The organism is Pseudomonas nunensis, from assembly GCF_024296925.1.
In the GTDB taxonomy this organism is placed as follows: domain Bacteria; phylum Pseudomonadota; class Gammaproteobacteria; order Pseudomonadales; family Pseudomonadaceae; genus Aquipseudomonas; species Aquipseudomonas nunensis.
The window spans coordinates 1,085,043-1,107,243 of record NZ_CP101125.1 but is presented as its reverse complement, the minus strand read 5'-3'; the positions used below and the strand labels follow the sequence as shown (position 1 = coordinate 1,107,243).

The following is a 22,201-nucleotide window of genomic DNA, read 5'->3' as shown; positions in this document are numbered from 1 at the left end:
GCTCGTCGGGCACTCGGTGACGCCAATGGCGCTGACCTATAGTTATCCGACCGGAAATCGACGAAGGAACACCTTCAACTCACAACAAAAAGGGAGAACCGTTATGAGCGTCAACCCCATTCCAGAGGGCTATCACAGCATCACCCCCTACCTCGGCATCCAGAAAGCCGCCGAAGCCATCGACTTCTACAAAAAAGCCTTCAACGCCATCGAAGTCATGCGCCTGAGCATGCCCGACGGCGGCATCGGCCATGCCGAACTGCGCATCGGCGACTGCCCGATCATGCTCGGCACGCCGTGCGATCAAGGACCGTTGAGCAACCCGGACAGGTCACCGTCCGTGGGGTTGCACCTGTACGTGACCGATGTCGACAAGTCCTACAAACAGGCGATTGCCGCCGGGGGCACGGTGGTGTCCGAGGTCAAGGATCAGTTTTACGGCGACCGCTCGGGGACCTTGAGGGATCCCTATGGGCATTTGTGGTTTCTGGCGACACGCAAGGAGGACCTGACCCAGGAACAGATTGAGCAGCGGGCGAAGGAGATGTTTCAGCAGGGTTGAAATTTTCAGCGCCTGATCGGGCCTCTTCGCGAGCAAGCCCGCTCCCACAGGGGATTGGGTTGAACACACATTTTGTGTACACGGCCGATCTCCTGTGGGAGCGGGCTTGCTCGCGAAGGCGCCCTCCCGGACACCGCCCATCCCCTTGAACACACTTCATGAACAACCACCCCACGCTTTGCGCCTTGCCGTAACCGCTCAACAATTTCAGGATGCAGGCAACTACAACAAGGAGTCATTCCCCATGTTCGCCGGATTCCTGAAAGACCAGCGCCACGTAAACGGTGTGGACATTGCCTACCGCATCGGTGGCAGCGGGCCGGGCCTGCTGTTGTTGCACGGTCATCCGCAGACCCACGTCATCTGGCACAAGATCGCCGAGCAACTGGCCGAGCATTTCACCGTGGTCGCCGCCGACCTGCGCGGCTATGGCGACAGCGGCAAACCGCCGGCCAACGATCACCACACCAATTATTCCAAACGCGAAATGGCCAAGGACGGTGTCGAGCTGATGCAGTCCCTGGGCTTCGAACGGTTCTCGGTGCTGGCCCACGACCGTGGCGCCCGGGTCGCGCATCGCCTGGCGCTGGATCATCCCGATGCCGTGCAACGCATGGTGCTGCTGGACATCGCCCCGACCCTGTCGATGTACGCGCAAACCAATGAAGCATTCGCCCGCGCCTATTGGCACTGGTTCTTCCTGATCCGCCCCGCGCCGTTGCCGGAAACCCTGATCGAAGCCGATCCCGAATCCTACCTTCGCAGCGTGATGGGCAGCCGTAGCGCCGGCCTCAAACCGTTCACTCCCGAAGCGTTCGGCGAATACCTGCGCTGCCTGAAACTGCCCGGCACCGCACGCGGGATCTGCGAGGATTACCGCGCCAGCGCCAGCATCGATCTGGAACACGACCGCGCGGATATCGACGCTGGCCGCGACTTGAATCTGCCACTGCTGGTGTTGTGGGGCGCCGAAGGCACCGTCGGCCGGTGCTTCGAGCCACTCAAGGAATGGCAACGGGTGGCCACCGACGTGCGTGGCAAAGCGCTGCCCGCCGGCCATTACATCGCCGAAGAAGCCCCCGAGCTGTTGCTCGCCGAAGTACTCGGTTTCCTGCGCTGACTCCCGTAACAGCCTGACCTGAATCCACCTCCCGTCGCGAGCCGTCACTGGCCCGCGCGGGATCGTCATGCCCAAAACCGTCTCGAGATAATAAAAATGACAATCAGAAAACTGCTGGGAACCCTCTATGTGCAGGTGCTTATCGCCATCGCCCTGGGCATTGCGATCGGGCATTACTGGCCGCAGGTCGGCATCGATCTCAAGCCGTTGGGCGACGGTTTTATCAAGCTGATCAAGATGATCATCGGCCCGATCATCTTCTGCACCGTGGTCTCCGGGATCACCAGCATGCACGACGTGAAACAGGTGGGCCGGGTCGGTGGCAAGGCCTTGCTGTATTTCGAAGTGGTGTCGAGCATTGCGCTGTTGATCGGGTTGCTCGCGGCGCATACGTTGCATCCGGGCGCGGGTTTCAACATCGACGTGAAGACGCTGGATTCAACGGCCATCGCCGGTTTCGTCGGCCAGGCACAACACGGCGAAGGCGTGACCGGGTTTCTGTTGCATGTGATTCCGACCACATTTTTCGAGGCGTTTTCCCAGGGGGAAATTCTGCCGGTGCTGTTCGTTTCAGTGCTGTTCGGGATTGCGCTGGTGATGGTCGGGGAAAAGGGCCGGCCGCTGGTGGGCATCATCAATCAGGCCAGCGAGGTGTTTTTCCGCATCGTCGGCATCATCAGCCGCGTGGCGCCAATCGGTGCGTTTGGCGCGATTGCGTTCACCATCGGCAAGTACGGCCTCGGCTCGTTGCTGCCGCTGCTGAAACTGATCGGCACTTTCTACCTGACCGCGTTTATTTTCGTAGCCTGTGTGCTGGGCAGCATCGCCCGGTATGCCGGGTTCAGCATTTTCAAGTTGCTGGCGTACATCAAGGCTGAACTGTTGATCGTGCTCGGCACCAGTTCTTCCGAATCGGCGCTGCCGCAGCTGATCCAGAAACTGGAAAGCCTCGGCGCGTCGAAGGGCGTGGTCGGCATCGTGGTGCCGACCGGCTACACCTTCAATCTGGACGGCACCAACATCTATATGACCCTGGCGGTGTTGTTCCTCGCTCAGGCGACCAATATCGACCTGACGCTGGAGCAGCAATTGACCTTGCTGGCGGTGGCGATGCTCACATCCAAAGGTGCGGGTGCGGTGGTCGGTGCCGGTTTTGTCGCACTGGCGGCAAGTCTGGCGGTAGTGCCGACCGTGCCCGTGGCGGCGATGGTGTTGATCCTCGGCGTTGACCGATTCATGGCCGAGTGCCGATCCCTGACCACATCATCGGCAACGCGGTGGCCGCCCTGGTGGTGGCAGCATGGGAAGGTGAACTGGACCGCAGCAAAATGGCGCCGATCGCCCTCAAGCGTGGCCGACATGCCCGGGCCGCCGCCAAGCTTTCCGCTGAATAGAAAGCCCACACACCGATGCTATGCTGGCGGCTCATGCCGCCAGTGCTCGTTCTGCCATGACCACCAAGAAAGACACCGTGCCTCTACCCGAAGACTTGCGTGTATTGCTCACCGTCATCCGCAAAAGCGGTTTCGCTGCAGCCGCCGATGAGTTGGGCCTGTCCCCCGCTTATGTCAGCAAACGTATCCAGATTCTCGAAACCACCCTTGGCACCCGCCTGCTGCATCGCACCAGCCGCCGCATCGCCCTGACCGAAGACGGCGAGCGGGTGCAGCGTTGGGCCTTGCGCATCCTTGATGACTTCCAGCAACTGCACGACGAACTCTCCGACGCCCACGACAGCCCTCGCGGGCGTTTGCACTTGTGCAGCAGTTTTGGTTTCGGCCGTAACCATGTGGCGCCTGCGGTTTCGCTGCTGGCCGAGCGTTATCCCGAGCTGGAGATTCGCCTGGACCTGTTTGATCGGGTGGTGGACATCGTCAGCGAAGGTTTCGATCTGGAAATCCGCGTCGGCGATGACATTCCCGGGCAGCATATCGGGCGGCGCCTGGTGAGCAATCGGCGGGTGCTGTGCGCAGCGCCGGCGTATCTGCAACGCCACGGCACGCCGCAAACGCTCAATGATCTGGAGCAGCATCATTGCCTGGTGATCAAAGAGCGCGACAACGCGTTCGGCATCTGGAATCTGGAGCGTGACGGGGTTCAGGAGAGCGTGCGGGTCAGCGGACCGTTGTCGTCGAATAACGGCGAGATTGTCTTGCAGTGGGCACTCGATGGGCGCGGGGTGTTGCTGCGTTCATTGTGGGATGTGAAGCCGTTGCTGGAGCAAGGACGGTTGGTGCAGGTGCTGGGGGATTACACCCAGAGTGCGAATGTGTGGGCGGTGTATCCGACGCGGCTGGCGTATTCCGGGAAGTTGCGGGCGTGTGTGGAGTTTTTGCAGGAGCATTTCAAAGGGTTGTCGGTTTAGCCCGGTCAACACAGTTCAAAATTGTGGGAGCGGGCTTGCTCGCGAAAGCGGTGTGTCAGTCAAGGTTGATGGTGACTGACACGACGCCTTCGCGAGCAAGCCCGCTCCCACATGGGGATTTGTGTTCAGGACAACCAGGGATTGGCCGCCAGATGCTCACGCTCAAAGGCCTTGATCTGCTCGGCACGCTGCAACGTGCTGCCAATAGCATCAAGCCCCAGCAGCAACGCTGTCTTGCGCAAGGTGTCGATCTCGAACGGGATGACTTCCCCTTGAACACGAATCTCTTGGGCCTCAAGGTCGACGCTGATCTGTGCGCTGTCGGGTTGACTGACGACCCGACCCAGCCGCTGCAACACCGGCTCATCGAGCGTAATCAACAACACCCCATTGCGTTGGCAATTGTCATAGAAAATCCCGGCAAAGCTTGAGCCGATCAACGCCCGAACCCCCATCTGCTTCAATCCCCACACCGCATGCTCCCGGCTCGATCCGCAGCCGAAATTCGGCCCGACCACCATGAAACTCGCGCCTTGCCAGGCCGGTTGATTGAGCACGAATTCAGGATTAGGCGAACCATCTGCCAAGAACCGCAAATCAAAAAACAACCCACGATCCAGCCCGGCGCGGTCGATGCCCTTGAGGAACTGCTTGGGCATGATCACGTCAGTATCGATATTGGCCGCGAGCATCGGCGCGGCTTTGCCGCTGACCTGGGTGAAGGGTTGCTGGCTCATGCGCGTTCTCCAAAGTGGCGAATATCGGTCAGGCGCCCGGTGATCGCGGCGGCGGCGACCATCGCCGGGCTCATCAAATGCGTGCGCGCTCCGGCGCCCTGGCGGCCTTCAAAATTGCGGTTGGTGCTGGAGGCGCAGCGGTCACCCGGCGCGAGCACGTCGTCGTTCATCGCCAGGCACATCGAGCAGCCGGACTGGCGCCATTCGAACCCGGCGTCGATAAAGATCGCCGCCAGGCCTTCGGCTTCAGCCTGATCGCGCACTTCGGTGGAACCGGGCACGATCATCGCCCGCACATGTTCGGCAACGTGTTTGCCGCGCACCACGCTGGCGGCATCGCGCAAGTCTTCAATGCGCGCGTTGGTGCAGGAACCGATAAAGGCGTGGCTGATGACGATGTCACTCAGCGGCATGCCGGCCTCCAGGCCCATGTAGTTCAGGGCGCGGCGCATGTCTTGGCGCAGGATCAGGTCGCTGACGTCTTGCGGATCAGGAACTCGCGCGCCGATGGGCGAGGCTTGATCGGGGCTGGTGCCCCAAGTGACCATCGGTTCCAGAGCGCTGGCGTCCAGATAAACCTCGCGGTCGAATTGCGCATCCGCATCGCTGTGCAAGTTGCGCCACTGCTCGACGGCGCGGTCCCACAACTCGCCTTTCGGTGCGCGGGGTTTGTCCTTGAGGTAGGCGAAGACTTTCTCGTCCGGCGCCATGAATGCGCCGCGAGCCCCCGCCTCCACTGCCATGTTGCAGATGGTCATGCGCGCCTCGACACTCAGGGCATCGATGGTCGAGCCGCGAAATTCGATGGCGTAACCGGTGGCGCCGGATGCGCCGATCTGGCCGATCAACGCCATGATCACGTCCTTGGAGGTCAGCCCGCTGGCCAGTTCGCCGTCCACGGTCACGCGCATGCTTTTCAGGCGTTTGTAGACCAGGGTCTGGGAGGCCAGCAGGTGCTCGATTTCCGAGGTGCCGATGCCGAAACCGAAAGCGCCGAGGGCACCATAGGTGGTGGTGTGGCTGTCACCGGCCGCGATCACCATGCCCGGCAGAATGAAACCCTGCTCCGGGGCGATCACGTGTTCGATGCCCTGGCGCTTGTCGAGGATGTCCAGCAACTCGATGCCGAAGTCCCGGCAGTTTTCAGCCAGGTACGACACCTGCCGCGCCCCGCCGGCATCCGGCATCGCGGCGATGCGCACAGGGGCGGTGGGGTTGACGTGATCGACCACGGCCAACGCGGTTTCCGGGCGCCAGACCTCGCGTTTGGCCTCGCGCAAACCGCTAAAGGCTTGCGGGCTGGTGTATTCGTTAATGACCTGGCGATCGATGTACAACAGGACGTGGCCCTGGTCATCGAGGCGACACACCGTGTGGGCATCGATGTGTTTGTCGTAGAGGGTTCTTGCTGGGGTCATGGAAGTACTCGCTCAAAGGACGGTACGCGGCAGGCGTCTGGGTTCCATCATAGGGAGCGGGGGTTGGCCATCAATGGCTGGAGAGTGATCCCGTGAACCATGGTTCGTGTTGAATCGCGCTCCCGAGTGAACACATATCCCCCTGTGGGAGCGGGCTTGCTCGCGAAAGCGGTGGGTCAGGCAAAGTGATGCTGACTGACACGACGCCTTCGCGAGCAAGCCCGCTCCCACAAGGGATCAGGGTAATTAGTGAACGCGAAACATTTACTTTCATATAAGCCTTCGGGATTTTCATTGCTCATCCGTCTTATTTAGATGCAGTCAGGCCGCGTAGGCAAAAGCCACGGCCGGGCTTTTCGAGGACCCTCACGCTGCGAAGCCCGCAGTAGAGGTCCCTTCATCGAAACAAGACCTTTAATCATGTCGAAGAAATCCCGCTCCAAACTCTGGTTTCTCGTCCATAGCTGGCTGGCGTTGCCGATCTGGTTTTTCGTGTTGATCGTCTGCGTCACCGGGACCCTGGCCGTTGTCAGCCAGGAAATCGTCTGGCTGGCCAACCCGCAAATGCGCGCCAGCCCACCGTCGGACGATGCGCCGCGACTCAGTTATGACCAGGTCCTCGCGGCCCTCAAGCAAGCCGAACCCCTGACCCTGGTGCAATCGATCAAGCGCCCCGACGAATCGCACTTCGCCCTCGACGTGAGCGTCAGCTATCCCGACGGGCGCTCGACGACGGTCTACGTCAACCCGTACACCGGGGTGATCCAGGGCGTTGCGCCCACGTTCAACTTCAAACAATTCACCCGCGCCTTGCATGGCTGGTGGCTGGTGCCGTTCACCAATGGCTACAGCTGGGGCTGGTACCTGGTGTCGTTCCTCGGCTTGCCGCTGCTGGTTTCTTTGATCACTGGTCTGGTGGTCTACAAGAAATTCTGGAAAGGCTTCTTCAAGCCAACCCTGCGCTTTCGTCACGGGGCGCGGATTTTCTGGGGCGACTTTCACCGCCTCAGCGGCATCTGGTCGATCTGGTTCATCGCCGTGATTTCCATCACCGGCCTGTGGTTCTTGATTGAAGCCCTGCTGTACGACAACCAGATCTCCATCTCCAGCGAGCCGGTCATTCCCGCCATGTCCCGCGAAGCGGTGCCGCTCTCCGCTGACGGCTCGCCGCCACCGCGCATCGATCTGGATCGCGCGATTGAGATCGCCATGCAGAAAATTCCCGGGCTCGAAGCCAGTTTTGTCAGCCTGCCGGGCAATGGCTACAGCCACCTCGACATCGGTGGTCGCGGTTGGTATCCGTTGATGTTCCAGACCGCGACGATCAACCCGTACAACGGTGAAATCGCCGCCTCGCGGTTGCTCTCGGACCGCACCGCCCTGGAGTTCGTCACAGAGTCCATGCGACCGCTGCACACCGGGGATTTCGGAGGGCTGTGGATCAAGTTGATCTGGTTCTTCTTCGGCCTGGTGCTGAGCATGATGGTGCTGAGCGGCCTGCTGATCTGGACCAAGCGCACCGCCCTGGCCACCGCCAACGCGCTCAAGCGCAGCGAAAAGAAACAGCGCACCGCCACGGCGCAATCAAGCATTAGCCGCGAAACCTCGGAGGCCAGCCTGTGAGCAAAGTCACCGCCGCCCCACAACCGCCGCGCCTGAGTGTGTTCTGGCGCAGATGGCGTTTCCACTTGAACATCCTGTTGCTGCTGATCCCCTTGGGTTTCATGCCCAAATACTTCAGCGAAGCCTCGCTGCTTCGCGGTGACAGCGGCCTGGGCGAACGCGAAATCGGCGAGATTCAGGTCGGCCCTTGGAGTATGCGTCTGGCCGAACTTCGCGACGAAGCACCGCGCCCGGACGGCCCCGCCAGTCACCTGAAAAACTTCAACGCCGCCCTGTGCAACGCCTGTGTCGAACAGGTCAAGGCCACCTACCTGCGCATCGGTAAACCGCGCAGCCTGCGCGCCGCCGGGGTGATTTTCTTCGGCACGCCGTACCGCATGGGCGCCTCGTTGCCGGTGCCGGTCAAGACCCCGGCCGACGCCGAACTGTGGATCACCATGGAAGGCTGGGACGGCAGCATGCATCAGGCCTCGATCCCCCTGAGCCAGGCATCCCCGGCCACCATCGCCTGGCTGAACAAACAAGGAGGCAAACCATGATCATCCTTTTCCGCCCGCTGCGCGTCGCGCTGCTGGTGCTCGGCGCCGGCTTCAGTGCGAGCGCCCTGGCCCATAACCCGATGTGCGAATGCAAGGCCGTCGACGCCGAGCAAATCAAATGCACCGGCGGTTTCTCCGATGGCAGCGGCGCACCGGGAGTGACCCTGGACGTGATCGGCTACGACGAAACCATCCTCGTGCCGGGCAAGCTAGGCGCCGATTCGACGCTGGTGTTCAAGAAACCCGCCGCCGAGTTCTATGTGCTGTTCGACGCCGGTCCCGGCCACGTAGTCGAGATCGACCAAGCCGACATTGAGGCGCCCTGAACATGAGTACACCTACTACCCAAGTCGTGCGCCCGGCGGGTGCCGGTCATGAAACCCTGTATGTACTGCTGTTGTGCCTGATGATCCTTGCGGTGGCCGGCTCGGTGGTCGCCTGGCGCCACGAATCCCAGGACGTGAGCACTGTCAGCAGCCATCAACTGGATGCGCGCCGCGACCTGAGCGCTTCCGAGCAAGGCATCTATGCCGATCTGCGGGTGACCCTGGACGAGATTCACTTGCTGCGCCAGGAGCAAACCACGCTGCCGACGCCTGAAGCGCTGGCCGAGGAAGGCTTCGCGCCGTTTGCACAGGACGCCAGTTCCGTCAGTCGCGGTGGCCATGCGTGGCAGTTGCTCAGCGCCAAGGCCTATTTAGGCCAGAGCCAGGCGCCGAGCGTGGCCGGTTCGTTCCTGATGCGTTTGACCGCTGACGACGATGCACCGGACGTCTGGCTCAATCGCGGCAAAACCCTCGCTACGCCGACTGACCTGACTGACGCCGCGCTGGAAAGCGCTGGCTGGCAACAGATTGTCGCGCAATTCGATGCCGGCGTGACCCGCCAGCATCGGCACTGACCCCTCGCCTTCACCCGAGAGAAGACCGCTTTCCCATGCCTATTTCATCTCAACGCTCGTTTTTGCGCCTGCTGCTGGTCGGCCTGTGCGCCTTGCTGCTGGCACCGTTGGCCAGCGCCGATCAGGCCAAGCGCCTGCGTATCGGCATCACCCTGCACCCTTATTACAGCTACGTGGCCAACATCGTCGGCGACAAGGCCGAAGTGGTGCCGCTGATCCCGGCCGGTTTCAACCCCCACGCCTATGAGCCGCGCGCTGAGGACATCAAGCGCATCAGCGGGCTGGACGTGATCGTGCTCAATGGCGTCGGGCATGACGACTTCGCCGACCGCATGATTGCCGCCAGCGAAACCCCGAACATCCCGGTGATCGAAGCCAACGAAAACGTGCCACTGCTCGCTGCTACTGGCACCGCCGCGCGCGGTGCCGGCAAAGTGGTCAACCCGCACACCTTCCTGTCGATCAGCGCCTCGATTGCCCAGGTCAACAACATCGCCCGGGAACTCGGCAAGCTCGACCCGGACAACGCCAAGACCTACACCCAGAACGCCCGCGCCTACGGCAAACGCCTGCGGCAGATGCGCGCCGATGCCCTGGCCAAACTGACCCAGGCGCCGAACGCCGAACTGCGGGTGGCCACGGTCCACGCGGCCTACGACTATCTGCTGCGCGAGTTTGGCCTGGAAGTAACGGCGGTGGTCGAACCGGCCCACGGCATCGAACCGAGCCCGAGCCAGTTGAAGAAAACCATCGATCAACTGCGCGAACTCGACGTGAAAGTGATCTTCTCGGAGATGGATTTCCCGTCCACCTACGTCGACACCATCCAGCGTGAATCCGGCGTGAAGCTGTATCCGCTGTCTCACATCTCGTACGGCGAATACACCGCCGACAAGTATGAAAAGGAAATGACCGGCAACCTCAACACTGTGGTGCGGGCGATTCAGGAGTCGGGGTCATGACGGCGAAAGAAAGCATTCACTCGAATACCCCCGAATCCCCTGTGGGAGCGGCGGTGCGACGATTCGACTTGCTCGCGAATGCGGTGGATCAGTCAACATTGATGTCGACTGACACGACGCCTTCGCGAGCAAGCCCGCTCCCACAGGTTTCCGGTCCGACTCTGGATTTTGCGGAGGTCAGCCTGACGCTGGGTCGCACGACGATCCTCGATAAGGTCACCTTTACCGTTCAGCCTGGCACCGTGCATGCCCTGGTCGGCCCGAACGGTGGCGGCAAGAGTTCGCTGATCAAGACTCTGCTCGGGCAGATGCCGCACCAGGGTCGCCTGAGCCTGCAATGGCCCGGCGAGCCCGGCACCATCGGCTACGTGCCGCAAGCGCTGGAGTTTGATCGTGGCCTGCCAATGACCGTCGACGATTTCATGGCCGCCATGTGTCAGCGGCGCCCGGCGTTTCTCGGCTTGAGCAAGCATTACGCCGTCGCGATTGGTGAAGCGCTGGAACGGGTTGGCATGCAGGACAAACGCAAGCGCCGCATGGGTGCGTTGTCCGGTGGTGAACGCCAACGGGTGTTGCTGGCCCAAGGGCTGATTCCGGCGCCGCAACTGCTGGTGCTCGACGAACCGATGTCGGCCCTTGATGAAGCCGGCATCCAGGTGTTCGAACGGCTGCTCGAGGACTGGCGCCAGAGCGGCATCACCGTGCTGTGGATCGAGCATGACCTGGAAGCGGTCGGGCGTCTGGCGGACCGGGTTACCGGGCTCAATCGCCGGGTGCTGTTCGACGCCACGCCGCAACAGGCGCTAACCCCGGAACGTCTGCTGACCCTGTTCTCGACCCATCCACGGAGCGCTGTCTGATGAGTTACGAAGCCTTTCGTTTAATGGTCCAGGGCTGGGCCTCTTCAGGTTATTTGCCGGAAGCGCTGGCCTATGGATTTGTGGTGAATGCGCTGCTCGCCGGATTGCTGATCGGCCCGGTGCTCGGTGGTCTGGGCACGCTGGTGGTGGTCAAGCGTTTCGCGTTTTTCTCCGAAGCGGTAGGTCACGCGGCGCTGACCGGTGTGGCCATCGGCATCCTGCTCGGCGAACCTTATACCGGTCCATATGGCAGCCTGTTTGGTTACTGTTTGCTGTTCGGCATCTTGCTCAACTACCTGCGCAACCGCACCGGCCTGGCGCCGGACACGCTGATCGGGGTGTTCCTCTCCGTGTCGCTGGCACTGGGGGCGAGCCTGCTGTTGATTCTGGCGGGCAAGATCAACGTGCACATTCTGGAAAACGTGCTGTTCGGTTCGGTGCTGACGGTCAACGGCAATGACTTGCTGGTGTTGGCCATCGTCGGTTCGTTGGTGATGGCCCTCGCCCTGCCGCTGTACAACCGCATCATGCTCGCCAGTTTCAACCCGCAACTGGCGGCGGTGCGCGGGGTGGCGGTGAAGACTCTGGATTATCTGTTCGTGATTCTGGTGACCCTGATCACCGTCGCGGCGGTGAAAGTCATCGGCGCGATCCTGGTGGGTGCCTTGCTGGTGATTCCGGCGGCGGCCGCGCGGTTACTCAGCCAGTCGCTGAAGGGGTTTTTCTGGTGCTCGGTGGCGATTGCGACGGTCAGCACCCTGTGCGGGATTCTGGCGCCGATTGTTTTCGACCTGCCGATCCCGTCCGGTGCCGCGATCATTCTGGTGGCCGGTATCGCCTTCGCCCTCTCCGCCATCGCGCGCGGTGTCGTTCCAAGTCTGAAAGGGAATCTCGGATAAATGTCTTTTACTTTGCGTCAATTGAGCCTGGCCGTGGCCCTGTGCGGGACAGCTTCTTTCAATGCGCTGGCCGGCGACAACTTCGAACCGATGCGCCTGGTGGCCAATCACGGGGTCGGTAATACCGCCCTGTTCGCCTCGTCGTCAGCGCATAAAATGCTGGTACTGGCGTCACTGCCGGTGACCTATGGACTGGGCAGCGTGTTGCTGGAAGGCACCGATGTCGCCATCGAGCGCGCGGCACCGGCCAACCTGCCCGGTACGCGACAGACCGCTTACTTCACCGGGCGTGGCGCGGCGGAACTGAGCAAACTGGCGACCGACGCTGATGCGGTAATTGGCATCCGCTCGTTGTGGCCGGACGATCCGCTGTACCCGAACGCGCGTCGCAGCAATATCCGCATCATCGAAATCGACGCCGCCCGCCCGGTGGACGGCGCCCTGGCCGGCATCGCTGTGCAGCCGGGCAACAAGGTCGATGGTTTGAACAGTCAGCCATGGTTTTCCAGCAACAACATGGGGCGCATGGCCGACGTGATGGCCGCCGACCTGGTGCGCCTGGCCCCCGAAGCCAAGCCGAAAATCGAAGCCAACCTGGCGGCGCTCAAGCAGCGTTTGCTCAAGCTCAGCGCCGACAGCGAAGCGCGGCTGGCCAGCGTTGATAACCTGACGGTGCTGAGCCTGAGTGATCACTTCGGCTACCTGGTCGGCGGGCTCAACCTGGAACTGGTCGGCCTCGATTCTCGGCCGGATGCCGAGTGGACACCTGAAGCGCTCAAGCAATTGGGCGCGACGCTCAAGGACAATGACGTGGCGGTGGTGTTGCACCATCGCCAGCCGTCCGAGGCGTTGAAAGCAGTGATCAGCGAGGCCGGCAGCCGCTTGGTGGTGTTGAACACCGACGGTGCGGACCCGGTGGCCGAGCTGGAGGGGAATGTGGATTTGCTGATCAAGGGGTTGAGTGGGGCATAACGTCAGTTAGTCCGCGTTATCGTTCTTCGCGAGCAAGCCCGCTCCCACATTGGAATGCGTTCCCCTGTGGGAGCGGGCTTGCTCGCGAAGACGGCCTGACAGACAACACAAATCCCAGGCAAAAAAAAACCGCTGACCGTTATCGGTTCAGCGGTTTTTTTATGGGCGATGACTTCAGTGAGCCACTGCCGCCTGCTCTTCCATCTTCTGACGCAAGCTCAGCGGACGCATGTCGGTCCAGGTTTCTTCGATATAGGCCAGGCATTCTTTCTTCAGGCCGCTCTTGCCCACGGTGCGCCAGCCTTGTGGCACGGCTTTGTAGTCAGGCCAGATCGAGTATTGCTCTTCGTGGTTGACCACGACCTGAAAGAGGATGTCCTCGCGGTCGAATACTGACGTCATGCTATCTCTCCATCGTTGTAGGGGTGGGCTGCACGGCGCGTGCAGCCGGTATGTAGAAGGAACGTTCGAGGCGCCGGAAAATTTAGAGGCTGGCGATAGCTGCCGCCAACGCACGGCCGAAAATCTCCGCGACCCGGTCGATTTCAGCGGCGGTGATCACCAGCGGCGGCAGGAAGCGCACCACCGCGCCATGTCGACCGCCCAGTTCGAGGATCAAGCCGCGCTTGAGGCATTCGCGTTGCACCAGCGGCGCCAGGCGACCGAATGCCGGGGGATGACCTTGCACGTCCGGCGTGCCCGTCGGATCGACCAGTTCGACGCCAAGCATCAGGCCACGACCACGAATGTCCCCCAGTTGCGGGAAGTCCCGCTGCAGGATGCGCAGATGTTCGCTCAGGCGTTCGCCCATGGCAGCGGCGTGTTCGCAGACATTGTTGTCTTTCAGGTAACGCATCACCGCCGAGCCGGCGGCCATGGCCATCTGATTACCACGGAAGGTCCCGGCGTGGGCGCCCGGCAGCCAGGTGTCGAGCCAGTCGCGATAAACCACCACCGCCAGCGGCAGACTGCCACCGATAGCCTTGGACAGCACCACCACGTCCGGAATGATCCCGGCGTGTTCGAAGGCAAACATCTTGCCGGTGCGGGCAAAACCGCTCTGGATTTCATCGACGATCAGCGCCACGCCGGCCTGCTCGGTGATGCGCCGCAAGCCGCGTAGCCAGTCGAGGTCCGCCGGAATCACCCCGCCCTCGCCCTGCACCACTTCGACGATTACCGCCGCCGGCAATTGCACGCCGGCCTCCGGGTCATTGAGCAGGTTTTCCAGGTAGTTGAGGTTGACCTGCACGCCTTGCGCGCCACCGAGGCCGAACGGGCAGCGGTAATCGTAGGGATAAGGCATGAACTGCACGCCGCTGCTGAGCAGTGCGCCCAAGGGCTTTTTCGGCCCCAGGCTGCCCATCAGGCTCAACGCGCCCTGGCTCATGCCGTGATAACCGCCCTGGAACGACAGCACAGTGCTGCGCCCGGTGGCGGTACGCACCAATTTAAGCGCGGCTTCCACGGCGTCGGTGCCGGTGGGGCCGCAGAATTGAATCTTGGCTTCCGCCGCCAATGCCGGCGGCAGCAGACCGAACAAGTCCTGGACGAACTGATCCTTGACCGGCGTCGTCAGGTCGAGGGTGTGCAGCGGCAGTTCATCGGTCAGCACTTGCTGGATCGCTTCGATCACCACCGCATGGTTGTGCCCCAGGGCCAGGGTCCCGGCACCGGCCAGGCAATCGATGAAACGGCGGCCCTCGACGTCTTCGACATAAATGCCCTTGGCGCGCTTGAGCGCCAAGGGAATGCGCCGCGGGTAGCTGCGGGCATTCGATTCCTGCTGGCTCTGACGGGCCAGCAACGGCGATTCGTTGAACTGGTAAAGCGTCTCGGCAGGCGTCGGGGCAACCCGGGCCGGCTGATCTTCGATAAGGCTGGTAGCGACTGACATCTCTCGACCCCTCAATACGCTGTTGATAGTGACCAAAACTGCACACCGGGCAGGTGCGCGTTCCGGTCACGGGGCGCACTTGCAGGTTTTCCTGTTCTGGAAACGCATCAGGGGCGTGAGGATTTAGACCCGCGCTCAGCTTTCTATGAAGGTGGCGCCAGCATCTTGTGCATCGGAATGGCATACAGCCCCGCCACGCTGAAGGTTTCCGCGCAGGCGCGATAACCCAGATGCCGATAAAAGGCTTCGCTGGTGCGGGTGCTGTTGAGTCGGGCCTGGGGCAAGTCCCGGGCACGCAACCAGGCTTCCAGGTCACGGATCAAGGCCTGCCCGGCGCCACGGCGAAACCATTCCGGTTGCACGTAGCAGAAGGCGATCTTGCCACTGCTCGCGGCCATGGCGACGCCGATCGGCTTGTCGTGGAGCAACGCGATATTCAGGTAAAGCCGTTGGTCGGTCAGCCAGGCGTGAATGTGGTCGGCGGTCTTGTTGTGGGTCCAGGCGGCAACGATTTTCGCGTCGTTGCGGTGGTCGAGGGCGCAACCAACCCGGATCGAACGTTCGACGATCCGGCTGATAATGCCGACGTCGGCAGGGGTTGCCTTGCAGATGAGCAGGGGTGCATCCATGGCGCTGATACCTCAATCCATTGAGTCAAAGCTGCCGGGAAGATAGCGCCGGTTTGGGCCGGAATGCCAATGGAGAGAGGTTACATTTGATGTGCAACACAGATCCCCTTGTGGGAGCGGGCTTGCTCGCGAAAGCGGTGGGTCAGTCAACATTGATGTCGACTGACACGCCCTCTTCGCGAGCAAGCCCGCTCCCACAGGGGTTTTGTGGTGTTTGTCAGACCGTTTGCAGGGGCATGGTCAGTTCGACCCGCAACCCGTCCGGGCGGCTGTCGAAGTGCAACGTGCACGCACAACGCTGAACAATCGCCTGGACAATCGCCAGCCCCAAGCCGCAACCGGTGCTCTGGCCGTTGCGCCAGAAACGTTGGGTCAGGTGTTGCAGGTCATCTGCGGCAATCCCCGGACCATGGTCGCGGACCACGAAGCGCACGCGGTTGCCGGTGGTTTCCAGGCTCAACTCCACGGCCCCGTCGCTGGGGGTATGGCGCAGAGCGTTATCCAGCAGGTTGCGCAGCGCGGCAATCGACAGCACCGCAGGCATTTGCACCGGAGCAGCCGAACACTTGGTCGGCGGTTGAAACTTGATGCGCTGGCGATCACCACTGGCGGCGTCCTGAATCGCCAGTTTTGCCACTTGCTCGGCGCTGCATTGCACGCCGTCATCGAACGACAAACTGCCCTCGACCCGTGCCAGCAATAACAACTGTTCAAGGGTGCGATGCAAGCGATCAGCGCCCTCTTCGGCCCGGGCCAGGGATTGATCCCGCGCCGCGCCATCGGTCATGCGCGCCACTTGCAGGTGGGTCTTGATCGCGGTCAGCGGGCTGCGCAACTCGTGTGCGGCGTCGCCGGTCAGGCGGCGTTCGCGCTCGATGGTCCGGCCGATGCGCTGGAACAGCTGATTCTGCGTGTCGAGCAACGGTTGCAACTCGCTGGGCAGCGGCTGGATCTGCAACGGTTCGAGAGAATCTGCACTGCGGCGCATCAAGGCATCGCGCATGCGATTGAGCGGCGCCAGGCCCTGGCCGATCCCCAGCCAGAGCAGGCACAGACACCCGAGCAACGCCACACCCACCGGCACCGAAGCGGCCAGCAGGATCGACATGTTCAGGGCTTCGCGCTCGATCTGCCGGTCCGCCGTGGTGATCCGCAGATCGCCGCGCGCCAGGGTAAAACTGCGCCACGGCGCGCCATCGATCATCTGGTCATGGAAGCCCATTTTCTCGGCTTCTAGGGTTTGTTGCGGGTCGGTGTGACTGCGCGCGAGGATTTCTCCACGCAATGAACTGACCTGGCAAGCCATGCCGCCGGGGACGTTCAATTGCTCGGCGCTGAAATGCGTGCCCTCGCCCTTGGTCGGCAGCGCCGGCAATTGCTCCATCAGGCCGGCGACCATGCGCGCCGAGGCGACCAGGCGCTGGTCGAGGGAAAACATCATCTGGTTACGCAGGTCGCTGAGCATCCAGGCTGCCGCCAGGGCCCAGATCAGCGCAAACGCGGCGCCGAGGGTCAGGCTCAGGCGCAAACGCAGGCTCATCACTTCGATTGATCTCCACCGTCCGCCGGCCCGAGGCGATAGCCCAGGCCACGCACCGTTTCGACGATGCCATTGCCGAGTTTACGCCGCAGGTGATGGATATGAACGTTGAGCGCGTTGCTTTCCAGTTCATCGTTGAAACCGTAGACGCTGTCCTTCAATTGCTCGGTGGACAACACCCGACCACGGTTGTGCAACAAGGCCTGCAACAGCGATTGCTCGCGACGCGACAGGTCCACCGGTTGGCCGGCGAGCATGGTTTCGCGGCTGCTCGGGTCGTACGTCAGGGCGCCGTGCTCGATCAGGTTGACGCTACGCCCCGCCACCCGGCGCAGCAACGTGTGCAGGCGCGCGGCGAGTTCTCGCAGGTCGAAAGGTTTGAGCAGGTAATCGTCGGCACCGGCCTGCAGGCCATCGACCCGATCGGTGACCGAATCCCGCGCAGTGAGGATCAGCACTGGCGTCTCCAGACCGTTATGCCGCAACTGCTGCAACAGCTTGAGTCCGTCCTCGTCCGGCAAGCCGAGGTCGAGCACCATGACGTCGAACTCGGCGACCTTGAGCATCGCCCGCGCAGCGGAAGCCGTGGCCACATGCTCCACGGTCAGGCCTTGGGCGGTGAGGCCGGCGACGATGCCGCTGGCGATCAACTCGTCGTCTTCGCAAACCAGTACGTGCATGGAAAGCCCCGTAGAAAAAAGCTGATTAGGCCGTTGGCCGATTAAGCGGACATTATGCCCCGATCACCGGCGCCACAAGGCCATGGCGGTTAATCATCGGTTAATCGCCGCCCACCATTGTGCAACTCACTTGCACCGGGACAAGGCTTACCCATGCGTCGACTGTTTTTCCTCTTTGCTCTCTTGATCTCGGGTCTGGCCCAGGCAGGGACCAATCCGTTCGAGACCAAACCGGATTTCCTCCCCGTCGAGCAGGCATTCGTTTTCACGTCAGAACGTCTGGACTCCGGTGAAACCCAGCTGTTCTGGCAGATCGCCGACGGTTATTACCTGTATCAGAAACGCCTGAAATTCGACGGCCTTGCCCCGGATCAGCAGCCGGTGCTGCCGGCGGGCGAGTCCCACAGCGATGAGTTCTTCGGTGAACAGCAGGTCTATCGCCAAGGCCTGGAATTGAAGATCCCGGCCGGTGCCACGGGTCAGATCAAAGTTGGTTTCCAGGGCTGTGCGGATGCTGGATTGTGTTATCCGCCACAGACCAAAATCGTCGACCTGGGCAACAGCAGCGCGACGAACACAACTATCAATGAAGCACCGGACCAGGCCCTGGCCAGCAACCTGCAACAGCGGGCGCTGGGTTGGAGTTTGCTGGTGTTCTTCGGGCTCGGCCTGCTGCTGGCCTTTACGCCTTGCACCTTGCCGATGCTGCCGATCCTCGCCGGTTTGATCGTCGGCAGCGGCGCCACGCCCAAACGTGGTTTTGCCCTGGCCAGCAGCTATGTGATCTGTATGGCGCTGGTGTATGCGGCGATGGGTGTGCTCGCATCGCTGCTGGGGGCGAACCTCCAGGCGCTGCTGCAAAATCCGTGGTTGCTGGGCAGTTTCGCGGCGATCTTCGTGCTGCTGGCGCTGCCGATGTTTGGCTTCTTCGAGCTGCAATTGCCAGTGGCGCTGCGGGATCGACTGGAAAACGTCTCGCGCAATCAACGCGGCGGCAGTCTGATCGGCGCTGGCGTGCTCGGGGCCTTGTCCGGTTTGTTGGTCGGCCCATGCATGACCGCGCCACTGGCCGGCGCCCTGCTCTACATCGCACAGAGTGGTAACGCGCTGCATGGCGGGCTGATTCTGTTCGCCATGGGCATCGGCATCGGTGTGCCGCTGTTGCTGTTGGTGACCGTCGGCAACCGCTTCCTGCCCAAGCCCGGCGCGTGGATGAACCTGCTCAAAGGCGTGTTCGGTTTCCTGTTCCTGGCTACGGCGTTGCTGATGCTGCGCCCAGTGCTGGATCAATCCTTGTGGATCGGCCTGTGCGGCGCCCTGCTGCTGATCGCCGCCTACAGCGCCTGGAAGCAATCCGAAGGTTTCGGCCGCGTCGCCCAGTTGTTCGGCGCCAGCGCGTTGTTGCTCGGGATCTGGGGCAGCCTGCTGATGGTCGGTGCGGCCGGGGGCAGCGATGACCTGTTCAAGCCGTTGCAGGTGTACACCGCATCCAATACAAACAATGCCGCAAATCCGGTCGGTCACGAGGCCTTCACCACGCTCAAGGACCCCGTCGCCCTGCAACGGGAACTCGACGATGCCCAGGCTCAGGGCCAATGGGTGCTGCTGGATTACTACGCCGACTGGTGCGTGTCGTGCAAGGTCATGGAAAAACAGGTCTTCGCCAAACCGCAGGTCCTCGACGCCCTGAAAGACGTACGCTTGCTACGGCTGGACGTGACCACCGACAATGCCGCCAGTCGCGAGCTGCTCGGCCGTTACAAAGTGCCGGGGCCGCCCAGTCTGTTGTGGATCGGTGCCGATGGCAGCGAACGCCGCAGCCAGCGCATCACCGGTGAGGTGGATGCCGAGACTTTCCTGCAACGCTGGACCACCACCCGAGATGCCCGTTAATGCTGACCTTTACCCTCGGCACCTTTGCCATCGCGCTTAATCACCTGCTGCTGATCAGTGCCCTGGCGCTGGCCACTTTTGTTGGTTGGCGGGTGGCCAAGCGTGGCGGCGAGAACCCCGAGTCGGTGCTGTTCAGCCTGTTTCTGCTAGGCATGCTGGCGGCGCGGATCAGTTTCGTGATCGCCTACTGGGCGCACTACCGCAACGATCCGTGGCAAATCATCGACCTGCGCGATGGCGGTTTTCTCGCCTGGCCGGGGGTGATCGTGCTGGTGCTGGCGGCGTTGTTTCGCGGCTGGCGCCGGCCGGGTCTGCGCCGGCCTCTGGGTTTCGGCGTCGGCAGCGGCGTGCTGTTCTGGTTGCTGGCGACGTTCTCCCTGAGCCTTTACGAACAAGGCACGCGCCTGCCGGAAATCACCTTGCGCAATGCCGCTGGCGAAACCGTGCAACTGGCGGACTATCAGGGCGGCCCGCTGGTGATCAATCTTTGGGCGACCTGGTGCCCACCGTGTCGCCGGGAAATGCCGGTACTGGAAAACGCCCAGCAACATCGCCCGGACCTGACCTTCCTGTTCGTCAACCAGGCCGAAAGCATGCAAAGCGTCAGCACCTTCCTGGAAACCCAGGGGCTGAGCCTGTCCAACGTGCTGTTCGATGGCAGCGGCCGTTTGGGTCAGGCCGTCGGCTCCATGGCCTTGCCGACTACGCTGTTCTATAGCCACGACGGTCGCCTGCTGGGTAGCCATCTGGGCGAATTGTCCGAAGCCAGCCTGGCCCGTGCCCTGGAAAACTTCGACACCCCCACTCCTGCCGCACCGGCCACCTCTGCAAGGAAATTGCCATGCCCCGCCTCCGCCACCTGCTGACGCTGACCCTGGGTGCAGCCCTGCTGCACTTGCCGTCGGCGCAGGCCGCTGAAGAATTGCCCGAGGCGATCAAGAAGATCGAAGCCAAGGGCGCGAAGATCGTCGGCCAGTTCGACGCACCGGACGGTTTGCGCGGTTACGCGGCGCAATACCAGAACCGCGGCATCGCGCTGTACCTGACCCCGGGCGGCAAGCACGTGCTGCTCGGCAACCTGTACGACGCCGACGGCAATGACCTCAGCAGCGCGCCGTTGCAGAAACTGGTCTACGCGCCAATGTCCAAGGAAGTCTGGGGCAAGATGGAAGCGAGCAACTGGATCGGCGACGGCAACAAGGATGCGCCGCGCGTGGTGTACCTGTTCAGCGACCCGAACTGCCCGTACTGCAACATGTTCTGGGAACAGGCGCGGCCATGGGTCAAGTCGGGCAAAGTACAGTTGCGGCACATCATGGTCGGCATCATCCGCGAAGACAGCCCCGGCAAATCCGCCGCGCTGCTCGCTGCCAAAGACCCGAGCAAAGCCCTGGAAGACCACGAAAAATCCGGCAAGGAAAGCTCGCTTAAAGCGATGAAAGACGTGCCACCGGCGATCCAGGCGAAACTGGCGGCGAACATGCAGTTGATGGAAGACCTGGAGTTGCAGGCGACCCCGGCGATTTTCTACATGGATGACAAGGGTGAGCTGCAGCAACAGCAAGGCGCGCCGTCGCCGGACAAGTTGGTGAAGATTCTCGGGCCTAAGTGACCTTACTGGCCTCTTCGCGGGCAAGCCTCGCTCCTACAGGTTCACGCTGTCTGTGGGAGCGGGCTTACCCGCGAAGGCGTCAGAACGATCGACTAATTCCTCTCAGCCAAGAACCCCAACAAAGCCTCCGTCACAAACCCGGGATTCTCCAGATTGGAGATATGCCCCGCCTCCGGCACCAGCACACACGGGCAACCAATCAACTCGGCCATTTCCCGTGCTTCCGACGGCGGTCGCGGCTTGTCCTGATCGCCACACATCACCAGCGTGGTGTCAGGATTCAGCTCGCCCAGACGCGGCAACAAATCATCCCGCCCAAACGTAATCCGTCCCATCGGCACGATGCTCTCGCGCAGACGTTCCGCCGGCAGCGCTGCCAATGACGCGCGGAAGTCCTGATACAGCGCCGACTGCGGATCGATGCCTGGCCGGAAGAAGATCGGCACCACGATGTCCAGCAACTGCGGCGAGATCACGCCGGTGTCTTCGATCTGTTTGAACAGCGAGAAATAGTATTGGCGAGTCGGCTCGGGTTCGACGCCGACGTAGGTATCCATCAGCACCAGGCCGTTGAGCCGTTGCGGTGCGGACAGCGCCAGACGCACGCCCCACATGCCTCCGACGGACAGACCGACCAGCGTGACGCGGTCGATGTCCAGATGATCGAGCAGCGCCAGGGCCTGGCGAGCGATGTCATCCAGCGATGTAGTGCCTTCGGGTAGTTGACCTGATTGGCCGTGGCCCCAGAGGTCCAGGGCAATCACCCGGTAGTGCTGCGACAGCGCGGCAATCTGCGGCGCCCACATGGCCTGGTCCCACAGGTAACTGCCGGCCAGCAGTACGGCCGGGCCAGTGCCTTGGTCGATGTAGTGCAGGGATTGTCCGTCTATTGTTGCGAAGGGCATCAGCTGTCTCCTCACCAAAAATGGAGCGGGAAGACTGGGCTGCCGGGGCTCGGCAGTCAACCTTATGGTGTTTGTGCCGGCCCTTTC

General features: G+C 62.0%; 22 protein-coding genes and 1 pseudogene. 15 read left to right on the top strand and 8 right to left on the bottom strand.

All coding sequences use genetic code 11. The features are described from left to right. Positions 1–103 precede the first annotated feature (103 nt). The 4 genes and pseudogenes from NK667_RS05095 (at position 104) to NK667_RS05080 (ending at position 4,047) form a co-directional block, all read left to right on the top strand. Entirely contained in the window at positions 104–562 is a 459-nt protein-coding gene (locus NK667_RS05095; RefSeq protein WP_054614049.1) for a VOC family protein, read from the top strand. Positions 563–806: 244 nt separating this feature from the next. Beyond that, complete coding sequence (locus NK667_RS05090) at positions 807–1,682, top strand: alpha/beta fold hydrolase (RefSeq protein ID WP_054614048.1); 876 nt, start codon at positions 807–809, stop codon at positions 1,680–1,682. Between the two features lie 96 nt (positions 1,683–1,778). Continuing rightward, positions 1,779–3,076: pseudogene (gene dctA, locus NK667_RS05085) on the top strand (C4-dicarboxylate transporter DctA). A 20-nt stretch (positions 3,077–3,096) separates the two neighbouring features. Beyond that, on the top strand, positions 3,097–4,047 hold the full coding sequence (locus NK667_RS05080) for a LysR substrate-binding domain-containing protein (RefSeq protein ID WP_054052172.1): 951 nt from the start codon (positions 3,097–3,099) through the stop codon (positions 4,045–4,047). A 125-nt stretch (positions 4,048–4,172) separates the two neighbouring features. On the opposite strand, the gene leuD is transcribed toward NK667_RS05080, so the two are convergent. Next, the gene (gene leuD / locus NK667_RS05070) at positions 4,173–4,784 is read right to left on the bottom strand and encodes a 3-isopropylmalate dehydratase small subunit (protein ID WP_054614047.1); all 612 of its coding nucleotides are present in this window, start codon (positions 4,782–4,784) and stop codon (positions 4,173–4,175) included. Continuing rightward, positions 4,781–6,202, bottom strand: coding sequence for a 3-isopropylmalate dehydratase large subunit (gene leuC, locus NK667_RS05065; RefSeq protein ID WP_054614046.1), 1,422 nt, complete (start codon positions 6,200–6,202; stop codon positions 4,781–4,783). The genes leuD and leuC overlap by 4 nt, the downstream gene beginning before the upstream one ends. Positions 6,203–6,622: 420 nt before the next feature. Here leuC and NK667_RS05060 point away from each other — a divergent pair, with 420 nt between their 5' ends. The 8 genes from NK667_RS05060 to NK667_RS05025 all read left to right on the top strand — a co-directional run bounded on the left by NK667_RS05060 (position 6,623) and on the right by NK667_RS05025 (position 12,958). Beyond that, positions 6,623–7,825, top strand: a complete 1,203-nt coding sequence (locus NK667_RS05060; RefSeq protein WP_054614045.1) for a PepSY-associated TM helix domain-containing protein — start codon at positions 6,623–6,625, stop codon at positions 7,823–7,825. Then, a complete protein-coding gene (locus tag NK667_RS05055) occupies positions 7,822–8,364 on the top strand; it encodes a hypothetical protein (RefSeq protein ID WP_054614044.1) in 543 nt (180 codons plus the stop codon). The genes NK667_RS05060 and NK667_RS05055 overlap by 4 nt, the downstream gene beginning before the upstream one ends. Next, the gene (locus tag NK667_RS05050) at positions 8,361–8,690 is read left to right on the top strand and encodes a hypothetical protein (protein ID WP_054614043.1); all 330 of its coding nucleotides are present in this window, start codon (positions 8,361–8,363) and stop codon (positions 8,688–8,690) included. The genes NK667_RS05055 and NK667_RS05050 overlap by 4 nt, the downstream gene beginning before the upstream one ends. Before the next feature lie 2 nt (positions 8,691–8,692). Then, positions 8,693–9,265: a DUF6162 family protein gene (locus NK667_RS05045; RefSeq protein ID WP_054614042.1), complete on the top strand. Its 573-nt coding sequence runs from the start codon at positions 8,693–8,695 to the stop codon at positions 9,263–9,265. A 35-nt stretch (positions 9,266–9,300) separates the two neighbouring features. After that, entirely contained in the window at positions 9,301–10,227 is a 927-nt protein-coding gene (locus tag NK667_RS05040) for a metal ABC transporter substrate-binding protein (protein ID WP_054052159.1), read from the top strand. A gap of 101 nt (positions 10,228–10,328) precedes the next feature. Then, the gene (locus NK667_RS05035) at positions 10,329–11,087 is read left to right on the top strand and encodes a metal ABC transporter ATP-binding protein (RefSeq protein ID WP_161807661.1); all 759 of its coding nucleotides are present in this window, start codon (positions 10,329–10,331) and stop codon (positions 11,085–11,087) included. After that, a complete protein-coding gene (locus NK667_RS05030; protein WP_054052155.1) occupies positions 11,087–11,986 on the top strand; it encodes a metal ABC transporter permease in 900 nt (299 codons plus the stop codon). Before NK667_RS05035 ends, NK667_RS05030 begins: the two co-directional genes overlap by 1 nt. Next, positions 11,987–12,958 (top strand): metal ABC transporter substrate-binding protein, encoded by a 972-nt coding sequence (locus tag NK667_RS05025; RefSeq protein WP_054614040.1) that lies wholly within the window; start codon positions 11,987–11,989, stop codon positions 12,956–12,958. A gap of 174 nt (positions 12,959–13,132) precedes the next feature. On the opposite strand, the gene NK667_RS05020 is transcribed toward NK667_RS05025, so the two are convergent. The 5 genes from NK667_RS05020 to NK667_RS05000 all read right to left on the bottom strand — a co-directional run bounded on the left by NK667_RS05020 (position 13,133) and on the right by NK667_RS05000 (position 17,704). Then, positions 13,133–13,360, bottom strand: a complete 228-nt coding sequence (locus NK667_RS05020) for an MbtH family protein (RefSeq protein WP_007990131.1) — start codon at positions 13,358–13,360, stop codon at positions 13,133–13,135. 82 nt (positions 13,361–13,442) lie between these two features. Continuing rightward, positions 13,443–14,855 carry an aspartate aminotransferase family protein gene (locus tag NK667_RS05015; protein ID WP_054614039.1) on the bottom strand — a complete coding sequence of 471 codons (1,413 nt, stop codon included), beginning with the start codon at positions 14,853–14,855 and terminating at the stop codon, positions 13,443–13,445. 143 nt (positions 14,856–14,998) lie between these two features. Further along, complete coding sequence (locus tag NK667_RS05010; RefSeq protein WP_054052148.1) at positions 14,999–15,484, bottom strand: GNAT family N-acetyltransferase; 486 nt, start codon at positions 15,482–15,484, stop codon at positions 14,999–15,001. 217 nt (positions 15,485–15,701) lie between these two features. Further along, positions 15,702–17,027 (bottom strand): ATP-binding protein, encoded by a 1,326-nt coding sequence (locus NK667_RS05005; protein WP_054052147.1) that lies wholly within the window; start codon positions 17,025–17,027, stop codon positions 15,702–15,704. Continuing rightward, complete coding sequence (locus tag NK667_RS05000; protein WP_054052145.1) at positions 17,024–17,704, bottom strand: response regulator; 681 nt, start codon at positions 17,702–17,704, stop codon at positions 17,024–17,026. Before NK667_RS05000 ends, NK667_RS05005 begins: the two co-directional genes overlap by 4 nt. A 153-nt stretch (positions 17,705–17,857) precedes the next feature. Here NK667_RS05000 and dsbD point away from each other — a divergent pair, with 153 nt between their 5' ends. Genes dsbD through dsbG form a run of 3 tightly spaced genes read left to right on the top strand, consistent with a single transcriptional unit; the run spans position 17,858 to position 21,209 of the window. Next, positions 17,858–19,597, top strand: coding sequence for a protein-disulfide reductase DsbD (gene dsbD / locus NK667_RS04995; RefSeq protein ID WP_054614038.1), 1,740 nt, complete (start codon positions 17,858–17,860; stop codon positions 19,595–19,597). Beyond that, complete coding sequence (locus NK667_RS04990) at positions 19,597–20,463, top strand: TlpA disulfide reductase family protein (RefSeq protein WP_054614037.1); 867 nt, start codon at positions 19,597–19,599, stop codon at positions 20,461–20,463. The genes dsbD and NK667_RS04990 overlap by 1 nt, the downstream gene beginning before the upstream one ends. Beyond that, complete coding sequence (dsbG, locus tag NK667_RS04985) at positions 20,439–21,209, top strand: thiol:disulfide interchange protein DsbG (protein ID WP_054614036.1); 771 nt, start codon at positions 20,439–20,441, stop codon at positions 21,207–21,209. Before NK667_RS04990 ends, dsbG begins: the two co-directional genes overlap by 25 nt. A 92-nt stretch (positions 21,210–21,301) precedes the next feature. Here the strand turns inward: dsbG and NK667_RS04980 are convergent, their stop codons facing one another. Beyond that, complete coding sequence (locus NK667_RS04980; RefSeq protein ID WP_054614035.1) at positions 21,302–22,114, bottom strand: alpha/beta fold hydrolase; 813 nt, start codon at positions 22,112–22,114, stop codon at positions 21,302–21,304. Positions 22,115–22,201: the final 87 nt, after the last annotated feature.